This is a genomic window from Alcaligenes parafaecalis, assembly GCF_026344135.1.
Classification (GTDB): Bacteria; Pseudomonadota; Gammaproteobacteria; order Burkholderiales; family Burkholderiaceae_B; genus Alcaligenes; species Alcaligenes parafaecalis.
Genome location: NZ_JAPKNA010000001.1, coordinates 257,125 through 271,937, shown reverse-complemented (window position 1 = coordinate 271,937; position 14,813 = coordinate 257,125). Strand labels below are relative to the sequence as shown.

At 54.5% G+C, this 14,813-nt stretch carries 21 protein-coding genes and 1 tRNA gene; 2 read left to right on the top strand and 20 right to left on the bottom strand.

Translation table 11 applies throughout. The features are described from left to right. Positions 1–24 precede the first annotated feature (24 nt). The 16 genes from OSH09_RS01240 to OSH09_RS01165 form a co-directional block, all read right to left on the bottom strand. Positions 25–387, bottom strand: coding sequence for a hypothetical protein (locus tag OSH09_RS01240; protein WP_266119895.1), 363 nt, complete (start codon positions 385–387; stop codon positions 25–27). Beyond that, positions 387–1,058 carry a Gp138 family membrane-puncturing spike protein gene (locus tag OSH09_RS01235; RefSeq protein WP_266119894.1) on the bottom strand — a complete coding sequence of 224 codons (672 nt, stop codon included), beginning with the start codon at positions 1,056–1,058 and terminating at the stop codon, positions 387–389. Before OSH09_RS01235 ends, OSH09_RS01240 begins: the two co-directional genes overlap by 1 nt. Continuing rightward, complete coding sequence (locus OSH09_RS01230; RefSeq protein ID WP_266119893.1) at positions 1,055–1,960, bottom strand: phage protein; 906 nt, start codon at positions 1,958–1,960, stop codon at positions 1,055–1,057. Before OSH09_RS01230 ends, OSH09_RS01235 begins: the two co-directional genes overlap by 4 nt. Then, positions 1,944–2,273 (bottom strand): phage baseplate plug family protein, encoded by a 330-nt coding sequence (locus tag OSH09_RS01225; RefSeq protein WP_266119892.1) that lies wholly within the window; start codon positions 2,271–2,273, stop codon positions 1,944–1,946. The genes OSH09_RS01230 and OSH09_RS01225 overlap by 17 nt, the downstream gene beginning before the upstream one ends. After that, positions 2,270–2,836, bottom strand: coding sequence for a phage baseplate protein (locus OSH09_RS01220; RefSeq protein WP_266119891.1), 567 nt, complete (start codon positions 2,834–2,836; stop codon positions 2,270–2,272). Before OSH09_RS01220 ends, OSH09_RS01225 begins: the two co-directional genes overlap by 4 nt. Positions 2,837–2,914: 78 nt before the next feature. Next, the gene (locus OSH09_RS01215; protein ID WP_266119890.1) at positions 2,915–4,813 is read right to left on the bottom strand and encodes a tape measure protein; all 1,899 of its coding nucleotides are present in this window, start codon (positions 4,811–4,813) and stop codon (positions 2,915–2,917) included. A gap of 142 nt (positions 4,814–4,955) precedes the next feature. Then, the gene (locus OSH09_RS01210) at positions 4,956–5,435 is read right to left on the bottom strand and encodes a phage tail assembly chaperone (protein ID WP_266119889.1); all 480 of its coding nucleotides are present in this window, start codon (positions 5,433–5,435) and stop codon (positions 4,956–4,958) included. Continuing rightward, complete coding sequence (locus OSH09_RS01205; RefSeq protein ID WP_266119888.1) at positions 5,435–5,863, bottom strand: phage structural protein; 429 nt, start codon at positions 5,861–5,863, stop codon at positions 5,435–5,437. The genes OSH09_RS01210 and OSH09_RS01205 overlap by 1 nt, the downstream gene beginning before the upstream one ends. Positions 5,864–5,938: 75 nt before the next feature. Then, a complete protein-coding gene (locus OSH09_RS01200; protein ID WP_266119887.1) occupies positions 5,939–7,297 on the bottom strand; it encodes a DUF3383 family protein in 1,359 nt (452 codons plus the stop codon). A 93-nt stretch (positions 7,298–7,390) separates the two neighbouring features. Continuing rightward, positions 7,391–7,867: a phage neck terminator protein gene (locus OSH09_RS01195; RefSeq protein WP_266119886.1), complete on the bottom strand. Its 477-nt coding sequence runs from the start codon at positions 7,865–7,867 to the stop codon at positions 7,391–7,393. A gap of 181 nt (positions 7,868–8,048) precedes the next feature. Next, positions 8,049–8,297, bottom strand: a complete 249-nt coding sequence (locus OSH09_RS01190; RefSeq protein WP_137430852.1) for a hypothetical protein — start codon at positions 8,295–8,297, stop codon at positions 8,049–8,051. Then, positions 8,294–8,674 (bottom strand): hypothetical protein, encoded by a 381-nt coding sequence (locus OSH09_RS01185; RefSeq protein ID WP_266119885.1) that lies wholly within the window; start codon positions 8,672–8,674, stop codon positions 8,294–8,296. The genes OSH09_RS01190 and OSH09_RS01185 overlap by 4 nt, the downstream gene beginning before the upstream one ends. Positions 8,675–8,687: 13 nt before the next feature. Further along, positions 8,688–9,008, bottom strand: coding sequence for a DUF1064 domain-containing protein (locus OSH09_RS01180; protein WP_266119884.1), 321 nt, complete (start codon positions 9,006–9,008; stop codon positions 8,688–8,690). Between the two features lie 7 nt (positions 9,009–9,015). Continuing rightward, positions 9,016–9,723 (bottom strand): replication protein P, encoded by a 708-nt coding sequence (locus OSH09_RS01175; protein ID WP_266119883.1) that lies wholly within the window; start codon positions 9,721–9,723, stop codon positions 9,016–9,018. Beyond that, positions 9,707–10,486, bottom strand: a complete 780-nt coding sequence (locus tag OSH09_RS01170; RefSeq protein WP_266119882.1) for a hypothetical protein — start codon at positions 10,484–10,486, stop codon at positions 9,707–9,709. Before OSH09_RS01170 ends, OSH09_RS01175 begins: the two co-directional genes overlap by 17 nt. Positions 10,487–10,798: 312 nt before the next feature. Further along, the gene (locus OSH09_RS01165) at positions 10,799–10,990 is read right to left on the bottom strand and encodes a helix-turn-helix domain-containing protein (protein ID WP_266119881.1); all 192 of its coding nucleotides are present in this window, start codon (positions 10,988–10,990) and stop codon (positions 10,799–10,801) included. Between the two features lie 81 nt (positions 10,991–11,071). Between OSH09_RS01165 and OSH09_RS01160 the strand changes: the two genes are divergently transcribed. Further along, complete coding sequence (locus tag OSH09_RS01160; protein WP_266119880.1) at positions 11,072–11,761, top strand: LexA family protein; 690 nt, start codon at positions 11,072–11,074, stop codon at positions 11,759–11,761. A gap of 42 nt (positions 11,762–11,803) precedes the next feature. On the opposite strand, the gene OSH09_RS01155 is transcribed toward OSH09_RS01160, so the two are convergent. Beyond that, positions 11,804–12,070, bottom strand: coding sequence for a hypothetical protein (locus OSH09_RS01155; RefSeq protein ID WP_266119879.1), 267 nt, complete (start codon positions 12,068–12,070; stop codon positions 11,804–11,806). Between the two features lie 509 nt (positions 12,071–12,579). Here OSH09_RS01155 and OSH09_RS01150 point away from each other — a divergent pair. Then, positions 12,580–12,658: transfer RNA gene (locus OSH09_RS01150), tRNA-Ile, on the top strand. Positions 12,659–13,091: 433 nt separating this feature from the next. Here OSH09_RS01150 and OSH09_RS01145 read toward each other — a convergent pair. The 3 genes from OSH09_RS01145 to OSH09_RS01135 form a co-directional block, all read right to left on the bottom strand. Continuing rightward, on the bottom strand, positions 13,092–13,457 hold the full coding sequence (locus OSH09_RS01145; protein WP_266119878.1) for a hypothetical protein: 366 nt from the start codon (positions 13,455–13,457) through the stop codon (positions 13,092–13,094). A 399-nt stretch (positions 13,458–13,856) separates the two neighbouring features. Further along, positions 13,857–14,066 (bottom strand): hypothetical protein, encoded by a 210-nt coding sequence (locus OSH09_RS01140; RefSeq protein WP_266119877.1) that lies wholly within the window; start codon positions 14,064–14,066, stop codon positions 13,857–13,859. A gap of 207 nt (positions 14,067–14,273) precedes the next feature. Next, on the bottom strand, positions 14,274–14,759 hold the full coding sequence (locus tag OSH09_RS01135) for a DUF4440 domain-containing protein (protein ID WP_266119876.1): 486 nt from the start codon (positions 14,757–14,759) through the stop codon (positions 14,274–14,276). Positions 14,760–14,813: the final 54 nt, after the last annotated feature.

Here is a 14,813-nt window from a genome sequence, read left to right as displayed (position 1 = left end):
CGTAATCAGCCATTTTCTTGAATCCTATTGGGTGACGGTGACCGTAACCGGGCCCGCGTCTGTTTGAATTTCAGGCAATGTGATCCGAGCCAGGCGAGCGACAGCGTTCAGCTCGATCTGCACCATAGGCACAGCGATCACTCCTGGTACAGCACGCACTTTGGCGCGCACAATGTTCTCGATCTCGGCCCGGTTCGGAGCCTTGACCATGATTTTTTCCAGATAGGGCACGCCCCAGCGCTGATCCAGGAACCACTCCCCCAGAAAAGTCAGCAACGTGATGGTAATTTGCTGACGGATACGCTCGGCACCGGTAATCAAGACCAGATCCTGGTCCGATGAAAGGGCCAGGTCATGCCGACCATTCAGTTGTAAATCCCATGCCATTACACCGGCCCTCCCGTATTGCCACCACCTGTTTGCACACCACCATGGCGATGATCCGAACCAATGTTCTTGCCGTTATGCATGATCTTGCCCCCATCAAAACTGGCACCACCACGAATGCTGATTGAGTTGCCAGAGCCACCCGACCCCGCCATGCCAGCCGTATAAGTCAGCAATCCATTGACGATAACGGGGCTATCAAAAATCGTTTCCTGAGCAATGACATGCTGGCGAGGAACACGCACGGTCAAACTGCCGTCCGGTGCCAACTTCATGGAACCCGGGCCATACTGGACCGTCAGGTTTTCGGTATCTGCCACTGGCCCAGGGCGCATCACTGGCGTGGCAAAGGCATCGCTCAAATCAAATTGGCGTGGATCATCAGGTGCCTGATCCGACCCGGACAACCAGTTCTCCAGACTGCGCTGCGAAAAGTGCAGAACAACAGGATCACCAGGCTTCAAAGGCACCGTAATCATGGCCTGACCACCATCAGCAATTGGCCAACAGACAGGTACAGCAACAATCAACGGCGCAGCCAAGGTCTGCCCATTGGCCAACTGTTTGGGCAGCGCGGGTTTAGCCGTTACGGTCTTGCCGTCGTATTCCTGAACAATGCCGGGCAGACAAATATTGATGTCAGACAAAACAGACGTAATAAGCTGATTCATGAACTGTCCTTTTCTTTGGGTGCCGCATGACGATCAAGCAGCTCGATGGTGGTTTGCCAGTGCCCGGAGCCGTTCCAATCACCCGTATGTTTCAGACTCTCAACCCGGAACCAGTCCTGCACCTGACGACTCTCCAGCTTGACCAGATCACCGGGATTCAGGCTGGGTAACAGCAAAGAGGTGACACGCCAGCCATCTGCCTGCTGACGCTCGGATCTGGCCGGTGCACCGCCTTTGCTGACCGCTTTCTCCTTCGCGCTCTGACGTATCCGCTCCGGATTCCCCAGAAGACCACTTTCTGACGACAGCACAAAACCCTTGCGAGGAGTAGTCCCACACCGCTCAATGACTTGGAGCTCGCCATTCTGAATGGAGTACTCCAAGCCACTTCCCTGCACGACCTTATGCAAGGCCACTCGCGCAGCACCATAAAAGCTGAAACCGTTTTGCCAGACCCGATCCGGGATGTCTTGCGCCATCACCAAAGGCAAATCCATTTGATAGGCCACGTCCTCTATGATCAAACGGGCCTGAGCACCCGCTCCACAACCCAGGCTGACAACGGAGTCTCGAATTTGAGTGAAGCCATCCAGGACCTCCAGTTCCGTCACAATCTCCGCGCCCTGAAAACTGCTCGCCCCGTGCACCACCGTTCCATAGGCCAGTAACAACGCGCCCTCCTCTTGCGCGTAACCTGCGTAAAGAGCAACCACATTGTCCGGTTCCACAATAGCCTCACGAGTGTGCGGGCTCAGATTCCAGACACTGATCCTGATCTGATTCGGGGCTTCTCCCGTATCCTTGCTCACCTCAAACTTCACGCGTAGCGGCGGAGCGATTTCCACACCTTTTTGCCCAGGTCGGCCCACCAGCAAGCGGTAGACTCTATCGAAGCGCGCCATATTCCTGCCTGCTCAAGTAGAAGAAAGTGGCCTGACCACTCAAGAAAGAATCTCGCCCCAATTGCAGTTTTTCGTCCTGCATGTCCACTACAAACTCTCCGGGAGGAAGGCGTAAATGCCGGAACTGCTCCAGCAAAGGCGTATTAGGAACCAGTAACACCCCACTTAACAGACTGCTGGTATGGGCATCTTGCAGACCCAGCACCCAGACGCGCGCTTCACTGTTCCAGTCAAAACTCAAGAAATAGCTAGCGCCTTCCAGGCTTGCTTCAATCACAAAGCTGTTCTGGTCTACCAAGGGAATCGCAATCATGTCCCCCTCCCTGTCTGTACTGTCAGATTGCTGGAGGGCACACTCTGAGACCGCGTATCACTGACTGTCCCGCCTGCCGCAGCAGTCTGACCCGCCTTGCCCTCCACGGAAGACGCAACCACATCCTCAGGAATATCGACCTCTCGTAATTGAGCGACAGTAATCTTCTGAAAACTACAAGCCACATCCAGTTTTTCACCTTCGTTCTTGCGGGAAATAGTGGCTTTAGTCATCGCATAATTCTGATAAACATCAGCCCCTGTGACGATGGTGATAGGCTGACGTCGCTCATGAATCTGACGCAGTGCATCCTTGGCCGCGATTAACTTGGACCGTCCGCCACTCATAAAGGTATAGATGCTGGCGGCCGTAATCACACCCGACAAGCTCAGGCTCTCGGGCTCCTGGGCAATGTGGTCCGAGATCACCGAACCGTTTTCAACCGGATACTTGCTGACTGTGGCCGTCAACTCGGTTTCCTCGGTCAACAAGGCATCCAAAGGAATACTGCCCAGCATGCTTTGCTTGCCAGCCAGATCAAACAACAAGGTTACAAATGCCATGATGAGCACCCATAAAAAAAGCCGCCAGGCGGCGGCAAGTCTGCGTTAACCCCATCAAGGGCGAAAAAAGAAGCTGGCTTAAGGCGCAACCTCGGTATGAGGAGCACGCAGATTCATGTTCTGAGCCGAGTTGCCAAACCCATACTCCTGAGCTTTCAGACCTACGGCATCGACAATATTCTCGGCCTGGTCCTTTGTCTGCACCGTAACCATCATGGTGCGATTGTCGGTGTACTGCCCTCCTGCAGTGGAACTGGGCACAGGGGCAGAAACCTCAAGGCCTAAGGCACTCTTGACACCATCGAAGGTCGCCCAGCTCGGCATTTCAGGAACCATGGAGGAAAAGAAGGCGCCTACTTTGGCAAACTGTTCCTCGAACCAATTGAACATGCGTGTAAAGGTAGCCTTGATCTCTACCCAGGTCTGTTCAGCGGCAAGAACAAAGGTGTCCCAAAAGTCTTTGGCAAAGCTCACAATCTCATCGCGATAGCTCAGGATCAACACCACCAGCGTGACAATCAGGGCCGGGATACCACCGATCAGCAGCACCAGACCCGTCACTACCGTAATCACGGCGCCCCATTTATCAATCCAGGAATCCAAGGTATCGGCACCGCCCCCCAACAGATCCTTGACCCACACCAGGGCACCACGAACTGCCTCAATCTCCCCTTGCCACTGTTCAGATCGACCAATAATCGAACCCAGGACCGAGTCCCCTCCCTGAAACCAGGCAATCACATCCTGAATGACCAGGTTAATGGCCTCAACGATAATCATCCAGCGCAAAAAGGGCCGGACAGCTACCCACAGCTCTTTGGCGAGTACCCCAGTCACACCGACCAGGCCACGCAGCATTTGAGTCACAGACTGCCCACGCCCAAGCAGTGCACCCATAGCAGTTTCCAACTTGCGCAGCCCCTGTGCCGCTCCAAGCAGACCCAACAAGTGCGTAATCTGCTCAAGATGGTCACCGAGCACTTTCAAAGCAAAACTCAACAGATCAATCACACCAGTCTGTTGCTGCAACACGCCGCTGACCCGCGCCAACTTGTCCGAAAACTCGGTCAACGAACTGGCCAGGGAGGCGGGCAGTTTTTCCACATCCACACGCATGGTGTTCAACTGATTGCCGAAAGCAGACACCATCATGTCAGACGTAATCAGGCCTTGCTGGGCCAGGTCAAACAAATTCTGACGAGTAGCTCCCAAGGCAGGATTGGTATTATTTAAGCCGTCCAGCAAGTACGTCAACATGCGTCGATTATTGGTCAGCATGTTCTGAAAGCCTTCTCCGCTCAGCTTTCCCTGGCTCAGGTCTTTGATGAACTGCGCCATAAAGGCACTGGTTTGCTGCGAGTCCGAGCCGCTCGCCGTCAAGGACAAGCCCACTGCTGCAACCATATCCAGGCTGTCGTGCGCCCCTTTGCCCTGGCTTTGCATAAGCGGATGGACACGCAGAAACAAATCAGCACTCTGCGCAAACGGCTGGCGCGCCTGCTGAGAGTCAGCAGTCAAACGCTGATCAATAAACTGGTGTTCTTGTTCGCCCTGGGAGCTCATTGCCAACTGTGCCTGGACTTGATTGAACTGATTGCCTGCCAGCAGCACCTCCTTCACCGTATCAAGACCGACATTCTTGACGATTGTTTGCCTGATCGCCCCAGCCCAAGCGGCGGGTGCCACTGCTCCAGCACCTGGCGCAGTGGCTTTTCCTGCCCTTGATGGATCCCAAGAGCGAGAGCCTACCCTAGATCCACGAAGGCCGCGCACCACATTACCCACAGCCAACTGGGTGCTTTTAGCGCCACGCTCAAGCGCATGCAAGGCACGACTTTGAACAATGGACTGCTTTGCCAACTTCGCAAAATCCACTGCATCCTTTTGAAGGCGCTGATACCACTGTGCATAGGCCTTCAAGTCGGACAGGTCCACCTGGCTGCTCATCTTTGCGACAATTTCACGGACATTTGTCATTACTTATTCACTGTGCGTGCTGCGTCCAACGCAGCGGCCTCAGCGTCCATAAGGTGGTTCAGTTTGATTAAATCCAGCAAAAGCACGTCCCGCCGGCGAATCTCGCCGACGGTCACTTTGCTGGCCATGACTGGCCGCCAGATTAAAAACTCTCTTTCGAGTTCTGGCTGATAGCTCCCAACGGCTTGGCTGGCAGTTGGCTCAGGTCCAGACCAGAACGGCTGAGCCAACGCCCTAAAGGGGAGGCAAAATTCACCTTCAGAACATGGAAAAGCAATTCCAGAATATCGGTGAACTCCTTGAAGGCCATCGCGCGCGCTGCCGCATCCAGACGCATGTCCCGACCATTCATCGACACAGCGACAGAGTCGGCATTGATCAAGCGATCCGTCCACTGCTTGAGCTGACGCCCACTCAATTTTTCGGACAGCTTTTCAATCGCACCCGTCATCAACACCTCGGCCTGCTCCGCCTGCGCACCCAAACCCAGGGACAACAGTTCGCCCACGGCAGGCAAAAGGTCTTTTTGCAAATCACCAAAAACCTCCAGTGCTTCAAAAGCATCCATAGGGGTGATCAGAAAAATGGTGTCGTTAACCGTCACCTCCACAGGGCGTGCCATCAGTCATTCCCCCCATTGGTAAAGCCGCCCACCGCTTCCAGCGTCCACTCACGGTTACCGATGCCCTTGGCAAAGGTTGCGTTAGCCTTTTTCTGCACCCAGGCGGTACCGGTAAACAGAGTGCCGCCGCGCAGATCCGTAATCAGGATGGGAAATGCGCCAGCACCACCGGAGAGGCGGTCTACATCGCACAAGGAGGACAAGACGTCATTGGAACGGCTGGTCTGCTGCAGCGTAATCTTGATGGTGTGACGCGGATCATGGCTGATCGAGCGCGCCACATCACCGTACACCCCCACCGAGCTGCTGACACCATCACCCTGAGGCTCGATACTGATGAAAGTGTCATCGGCTGGACCCGTGAGGGTATGCGCACCCAGAACACATTTGACTTGCTTGGAATCGTAGCTTTTCAATTCATAGGCCATTTCAGGCTCCCAAAGAAAAAGCCCGGCACAGGGCCGGGCTGGATTGAATACAACAAAGAGCTCACGCTCCCGGAGTTACAGGGCGTAGCTCAAGCTGCCTTTGATCTCGGACACATGAATGGCACCGGCCAGACGTGCCGTGAAGTACACATCACGCAAGACACGATTGGCCTTGTCATTGGATGGAACCTGGCTGCTGCGTGGCAGGCTCAAGGTGTAGCTGGGGATGATGCGCTCGTTATCGTCCAGCTCTTCAGTGGCAATACCGCCACGACGTACATTCAGGTCCAGCGGTGCGCGGATGGCATTGCCAATCATCTGAATACCATCATCGGTAAAGGCCACCTTGCCATCAGCGTTGATCATGGCCGAGACGACCGACACCTTGATCTGCTCAACCAGCGAATCACGCAAGCGAATGACGTCAATCCACTCACCCGCCGCCGTCAATCCACCCTGAGTAACCGCGAAATTGCGGAAAGGCTCAAACGTAGAGAAGTTCTTGCCATGCGCCACCAGTGCCTGACCTTCCGTCAGCTCGTCATAGGCAATGCCAGCGAGCTTTTTCAGTGCCCAGGTTTCCTGACCGGGGTAATAGGTGAACATGGACGACATCAAGGCAGCCTCGGGGTATTGCGTGGCCGCCGCTGCGCTGTACACACCAAAGCTGCGGAAATACTGATTGGCCTTCAACTGACTGGCCAGATCATCCGTTGTGTCAGAGTCGATGATGCCTGCATCGGCCGATGCCGTACCAAACAGCTTCTCGTTGGACTCCGTCCAGGCGGCTGCAGACAGCACATCTTCTTTGGCACGGCTGGTAATAACCAAGCCATACCAGTTAAAGGGGCTGTTTGCGATTGTGGACAGAGCCTGAGTCACCGTCTCGGCACCCGGCACCACTTGCATCGCCAGATTACCCTTGGGCTGTACTGCCAACGCCGCACCTGCCGTCTTGTTTTTCAACATCACCGCTTCTGCCGCGGCGCTGGCAGTCACTGGGGCCGCCGTTTGTGCAATGGCAGCCGCCAGACCAGAGGCAATATCTGCCAGCGTATCCGCCTCCAGGGCCTTGTAGGACACCTGAGCATCCAACTGCTGCCCTTGCTCATCACGCCAACGCAGTTGAATGCGGTAATCAGCATCTGGCACAGCGCGAGTAGCAGAGACCTTGACCTCATCCACCTGGCGACGACCGATAAAGACTTGGCGTACCGCAGGAATCTGCGCGAAGGCATCGCGTGCAGCCCAATACAAGGGGTCCGAATCCAGCAGCCCCAGATCCAGCAACTCATCGGCCCCGGTAATGGTCATGGCACGGGCGGTAGAAAGCACGTGACTGCCCAGAATCAGCATGTCGGAAAAAGATTGTTCATTGATTGCGGTCGTACGCAACGCAATATCTACGTTGGCGATCCGAGATAGTTTTGCCATCAGTGGCTCCAAAAAGAAAAAAACCACCTGGATCGGTGGCTAAAGCGATAAAAAACGCGTTCAAAAGAACAGGCCCGTAACAGGCCTGCCTGGTTACTCAAGCGGGGGCGGTCCCCCTTTCACTTCCACCAACTCAATCACGTGCACCTCTTCATCCATACTGGCGGTGTACAGCACATCCAGATCCAGACGTGTATGTGCCCGTCCCTGCTCGGCCTGGTCCTGCTCCACATCCAGACGCACAGCGCGAAGCACCGAAATATTCAGCTCCTCGCTCAGGGCTTGCAAAGCCTCGGACTCCAGAGCCAGATGGATGCGCTCCAGAAGGGTCCAGCTATCCAAGGCAAAACACCGCAATTGCACTACTGCCTGGTAATGAGCACTGACTCGTCGAATACCCGTGTCATCAACTTGCCCATGATGACTTGGCCCGGGTCGGCCTTGAATCACTGAAAAAACGAGGTAAGGCAAAGCAGGAAGTTGCCCCTCGTCTATCGGGCTACGAATCACCGTATGCGGTTCTGCTGCTTTGGCGATCAGCGTATAAAAATCATCTAAGGCATTACTCATGGCGGTACTTTTCCTGGCCCCGAAACAGAGGCCAACACAGTGATCAGGTGAACTTGTCCAAAAGCCCAATTGCGCCCTGTACAGACCATAAAAAAACCCCGCAGCAATTTCTTGCTCGGGGTTGTTTCGTTTGCATTGGACGCAACTTTGCACGCCCATTATTGCAATTGCGCTTGCAGATTCATAGCGGACCATGTTGCAGACTGCAACGCCAGGCGTAAAAGGCGGAGGTTTCACCCTCTTTGATCTTGTCCACCTGGCCTGAATCCTGCAGTTGCGCCAGCACGCGCTTGACGCCTTCGCGCATGGCGTTGCGTTGTGCGGTGGACAGCTCCATGCCTTTGCTGACATGACGCACAATCTGGATCATGCGGAACTCTCGTCCCGGATAGGCCGCTAACAGGTCAATAACTTCGGCTGCATACTTCACCGCAAAATCTCCTTCTCAACTGTGATTCTGAAATCCATCAAATGGCGGCGGTAGTCTTCGTCTCTCAGCACCGCACCGGTTATTTGCCTGATCCACAAACGGGCTCTGACCTGGCGTTCGCTGGCAGTCAGATGGCCGTACTGGGCATTCTTGCGGGGGTATTCGGCCTGGATGACCATGGCCTGATAGTGCGGCAGGCGCTGGTACAAGGCATCCACTGCCAAGGCGTGGTCCTGGTGGATAGGTCGAAAGTCTTCTTGCCAGGGAACGTAGCGTTCCATATTGCCCACGGTCTGCCCGGACCAGCACCAACGGGCCCAGTTCCAGAGCAGATCGTCGCCACTCAAGCCCTGTTTTTTTTCTGTTTTGATCGTCATCTGTACTCCTCCTTCAAGCCCGGTGGACGGTGATGCCGTGCATCCTGGTCAGCAGGACACGCTTGATGCCTTGGAGCAGGCCTTCTGCATCGCGGCCCTCCACAATGCGATGGCCGCTGCTGTTATCCGTATAGGCAAAGTCCGCGATGTAGCAAATCCTGTTGGCAGGTATCAGGTGGCTGCAAAACCGTGGCGCCAGATCCCAGGATGGCTGCTGCACCAACTGCCTGATCTGGCCGCGCTGCTGCAAATCCAGCAGCTCTTTGTAGCGGCGGGCAGGTGTTCCAGTGATAGCCCTAGGCACTTCTTGATGACGCTGTATTGTCAGATTCATAGCTCATTCACTCCTTGCCCACGGCGGCTTTAGCCATCTTCAGAACCGCCAGGGAACGCTCCTCAGGACGCGCCAGAATCCGGTTCGCCCAGACTCGCGGGTCCTTGTTGTTGTCGCCTGCAATCACCAGGGCCAGATCTCGCACGCGCTGCTGCCCTTCCCGGCGTCCTTGCTCTCTGTCTTGCGGCGAAGCTAGGGCTAATCGGGGCGGCGGGATCTCTGGCCATTGGCCTTTGGCCAGTTGATCGCCCAGGACTTTGTGCCAGCGCTGTTCCAGTTGCGTGTAAGCCAGATTCAACAAATCAAACTGCCCGATACTGACCGCCGCGTAATAGATTGCAGGGTGGGACCATTCCCCCATCTCCCCACGCGCCCTAGCCTGCATCCCACGCACTGCCTGAAAGAAAGCGGTTTCCGGCTCTAGTTGAGGGCGGCAAGCCCGCAGAAACTCCGGCAAGCTGGGGGGCCAGTCAAACATACGACGGCAGTTCTTGATGCCTAGAGCCACATCGCCAGGCGAGACGCCCTCTTCATCAAAGGCCTCGGCCCAGGCCTGTTTCCAGTCTTCAATCGCTTGCTTGTCACGGAAGTTGGAGCGGAACTTGTTGGGATAAATACCGTTGAGCCGGTTGTACAAATGGTCCATCAGGCTGATACCTTCCAGCTTGGTATGACGCAGCAGCCAGGGATTAGAAAAATCAGATATCGATGACATCGTCGATCTCCTCTCGTTGCCGATGACGATTCACATAAGCCAAGGGATCAAAGCCCCCCGCAGGTCCAGGGCGAGAATCGCTGCGCCCTTCCAGCCAACTGGCTTTACCACCCCGCCAACCCCGCAACATGCACTCAGCAAGAAAGTCATCGACGCTGTAGCCTATGTCCAAGGCCCGATGTGCTTCAGCACCCAAGCGGTTCAAGGCGGTTTGGGTCAGTGGCGCCTTAATTTCCCGACGATGACGCAGATAGTCCGCGATCACTTCAGAGCTGGGTTCAGCAGGCCAGGCAGAGAACTCCAGGGCAGCCGTCTTGCGACGTGCAGTTGTTTTCTCTGTATCTGTTTCTTTCTCTGCTTCTTTATCTGTCTCTATATCTAGCGCGTTACCTGGCCGTTTCGGTAACGTTACGGACGCGTTACTGTCTTGCTCCTGCTTTTTTCGCGCTCTGAAGCGGGCTACCCGTTCCGCACTGCTATCGGATTTCATCTGGCGCTTGTCCCAACCCAGCGGCTGCAAGGTGTGCTGATCAATCAAGCCCACTTCGCTTAAACGACGCACCACATCGTCCAGGGTACGTAAATCCAGACCCAGCTTGACGGCCACCTTGCGCAGCATCAGCGTGTCCCCGCTATCGAGCACGCCTTGGCCTTTCAGACACAGCAAGGCCACGTAATGCCATCTGTCCTCAAAGGCCAGCAGACGCAACTTCTCGTCATCCACCATCTCGGTGTAGGCACGAAACCACGGCATATTGCTCATAGGCACGCTCCGTCATTACGTAATGTCTGATGCAGTAAGCCCCACTCCGACTCCTTGGACTGACGCCCCGTCTGTGAGCACAGGCCAACAGCCTGCGCCGTGTTTTCACTATGTTTTTTCATGTCACCCTGCCTTCAATGCGGCGCGATCCGTGCCTCTCTATGGAAATGGATCGCGCAGCAGGACCCCTGGCCCGGACAGGCCAATAGCATCCGATTAATGGGCAATGCCCCAAGGGCACAAGAACTGCGTCACCCCATGACGCGAGATGTCCGCCGAGCGCTATCTGACTAGCCCAACGGCGACAAAGGTTTAGATATTTCTGGGTCTATCTTTCGGTGCTGGGGCAGGCACCACCGGGTTCATGTGATGAAAGACCAACTGCCACACGCGTGGTATGACACCGGCCTTCTCCCATTGAGAGATGCGGCCTTTGCTCAAGCCAGTGATACGCAATACGGCTCGGCGTCCGCCCATTTCTTCGATGATGTGTTTAGCGTTCATGCATTGAGTATAGATAGTTCTAAACGTAAAGAAAAGAAATATCTAAACCAATGTTTAGTTTTTTCTTGTTTTAATGGCGGTATGGATATTTACTCGATTCGCCGCAGAAACCTGCAACGCCTGATAGAAGACCGCACACACGGCAATGCGGCTGACTTCGCGCGCTCTATTGGCCGTACACGAGCCCAGCTTGCCCAGTACCTGTCATCGACCTACAACGGTGGGCGCAGCATCGGCGAACGAGTCGCAAGAGCAATCGAAAAAGAAGTGGGATTGGACGCGCATAGCCTGGATCAGCAAGGCTATGGCTTTGGTGGCAAGCCTGGTTTTGACGGCAATGTGCAAGAAGCCATGATGGGCGAGCGGCGTATTCCCCTGCTGAACTATGTGCAGGCCGGCGTATTTCGCGATCCAGGCCAGAACTTCACGTTTGAAGAAGTGGAGTATCTGCTCACAGACCTGTGCCTATCAGAGCGTTCTTTTGCCTTGCAGATCAAGGGCGACTCCATGCTGCCGGACTTCAAGGAAGGCGACCGGATTATTGTGGATTGCGAGCTGACGCCCCGCCCCGGGGACTATGTGGTCGCCAAAAATAGCGAAGAAGAAGCCACCTTCAAAAAATATCGACTGTTGTGCATTGATGAAGGCGGGCAGGAAGTCTTTGAGCTGGTGCCACTGAACGAGGACTATCCTTCAATTCGCAGCGATCAGCATGCCATCGAAATTATTGGAACGATGGTGGAGCACCGGAAGTACTACCGGCGCTCTTGATAGGCTTGAGGGGCTGTCTGCCGAGTATGGCGCTGTCGGTACTTAACGCTTCTTCATCTCTTGGTCGACCTTTTCCATCCAGGCCTGATCGCAAGGGACAGGCTGTACTGGATCTTGGCCGTACAAACGGATATGGACCACATTGCACCATTCTTGCGAGCCGTAGTCAGGGCCATGTCCTTGCCCATCCGATACCGCTAACTGACGATCTACCATTTCCAGCCACGCCTCACTGCCGACTTTCTGGGCTGGTATCGTGTTTTGGCAAGCGGCCAGCAATAAAGTGGAAACAAGCATTAAGATTCGCATGGCATCATCCAAAATAAAATTCCTGTTATAGCAAACTCCACAAGGCTCGAATGAACTGGTTGTTCCTGTGCCTGATTGCTCCAGTGGAGCCTACTGCACCGGCCCACGCGGCGAGCAGTATTGCGAAACAAGCACAGGCAGCAAACGCTATCAGCGCAAATAAGCGCACAGCCCTGGAGGGTGGCTTAGCAATTGCCCTTTTTCGCCTGACCGGGTGGACAGTGGCGCTGCCCATATCCACCGTATCCATCCGGATCCACAATAACCGAGCCTCTGGGTGTATGAACCGCACAGGCAGAAAGAATGGCCGTCATCGTCAAAGCTAAAATAAGTGTTTTCATCATTATTCTCGGGGTTTTAGACGCGCTCATTGTGCTCCAAGGATAAACAACAAGGTGCTACCAATCGCGAGCACATATTGTCTGCTGTCCAAACGCCCCAAACTCGTGCTCGGCGTACCCCTTCGCTAGGCACAAACACGGACTTTATGTAATAATTGCGGACTTGTTGCCCCTCTAGCTCATGCTTGGTTAGAGCAGCGGACTCATAATCCGTTGGTGCCGTGTTCGACTCACGGGGGGGGCACCAAAAAACATGCGGGTTTCAAGAGAATCTGAAGTCTCGCGCAAAATATCAGTGGGGGAAATTTTGACGCCCCGACAAATCGCCCGCCATAGAGCGGGCTTTTTTGCGTCCACAATTTGAAACTCCTACTGGGCCACCAAATGCTAAATCACTGTCCTTATGCACAGCAAAATTAATTAGGCTCAGGCAAGACAAACCCGGCATGAGCGCCGAGCAGCTCAAAGATATACTCGCTAAGCGTTCGTTTGCAACTTATTGCAGCCCATTCGGCCATCGCCAAAGCAACAGGAGTCACCCATGCACAGGCCCGAACCCATGCCCTGGCCCAGCGACTTTCCGGGCAAGCATGACGAACAAAACCAAGAGCAGACAAGAAGTATGCGCTACCGAAGGAACAGATAAAAGAAGCCTACGCAGACCCCTTAATCTGTATGTCTTAAAGGGTGGGTTGCGGAATCGGGGTGTCTTTCGGAAGAGTACCCGAAGCCTTTGACGGGCAATTCGAAATGCCCCATTTAGTCACTACCCCCTTCTCGATCATGAATTTCTCGACGCACACGCTATATGAAGAGATAGGCCCCCAGATATGCTCGTAAGAAACGATTTTTGCTCCGCTCTCAAGTGCGTAGCTTTTTGTGGGAGGCCCCCACTTAGAAATCAGTGCTTCTTCGGTGCTGCCAACCCATTCAGCATTGATATCGTTATAGGTTTGCTTCCGTACACCCATAAGCATGTTCATTTGGGCAGAAGTACATGCTGCGAGCAGCGACGACAAGGTCAAAAGTAGCACTAGTTTTTTCATTTTAATTATTACCGCATGAGTTTGTGGTACGTGACGCCCATTGGGCCTCATCTTCGCTGTGTGACAGGCAGAATCGTTTACACGAGCTTCGCGGCATTTTAATTGTCTGCTGAGATTCGGGTCAAGAACGCGTCTCACTCACAAGGAATCACCTCATCTCGTAGCAACACCCTCCAGCCGTAGCATTCCCACCCCCTTAACCAATTCGATATCAAACCCGCCCACGTCATGGGCGGCGGGAGTGTTGGGTAATCCCCCCACAAAGCCCGCCTCGAGCGGGCTTTTTTGTACCTGCTTGGCGCCGCTGCCTAATAAAAAAAGGGTCAGGCTTTACCTGACCCAGATACTGGTAAATCGTGGCATCGATTCCTGTTAGAACCGTGTCGCTTGTCTTGTACATCAAGAGCGCTTGGTCTGCTTGGCAGGTGCGTGAATCGCAGTGCCCGCTGCCTTGGGGGCGACCGGAGCTTTTGCCTTGGGGGCCGTTGTCGCTGCAGGATGAACAGCAGCATGCGAGACGGGCGCAGGTTTTTGGGCCATCACCGTTGTTCCGGCCAATACACCCGTCGTGCCCAGCAGTACGGTCCAAATCAATGTCGAGCGTTTCATGGTAAAGCTCCTTGTAGTAGGAAAGTCAGGCTTGTTCGTACAAGCCTGGCTTCATCATGAGCATCACTGTCTTAACCTGATCTGAAATGCGCGTTCAGAGTGCATTCATAAAAAACGTGTCGATAGACTGAGTACACGGGCAACAGGCCCGGCTTGCCACTTATCAAAGCAGCAAGCCGGGCCTGAGCTAATCACGATAGAAAGCTGCTACTTGTCCGCTGGCAAGAGCGAGGAATGATGGCTGACAATCAGCCAGTCCTGCCCATTCCATTGATACGTGTAGGTATAACGTGCGCCCGCTTGCTTGCCACTTGCTCCCATATGGAAGGTGTATTTGCCCGAGTCCACCGCCATATTGCAGCCCAGGGTGATCTGCCTTTCTGTGACCGTACCCTGCGGTTGGGCTGGCAGAAAGTGTGCAAAGTAGTCTTCTTTTTCTGCCGCAGTGATGCGATTCACGCCTGAAAGTGTTGGCAACAGAATCGAGTGCTCTGCGTAGTTCTTGACCACCGCTTCAGGCTTGCCGGTTTGTAGTGACTTGTTCCAACGTTCAAACAAGGCGGCGACGCTTGCCTCGTCGATCGGTGCGCAACTTTGTGAGGCTTGAGCACCCAGGCTACGTTCCACCGAAGCATGTGTCGCACAGCCAGCCAGCGCCAGCGTCCCTAATAGCACCATGATTTTCTTGGTCATTTTCCCATCCTCCCTCTCGTTTTTGTGAGGTGGAGAGTAGCATCGGTGCCTAAT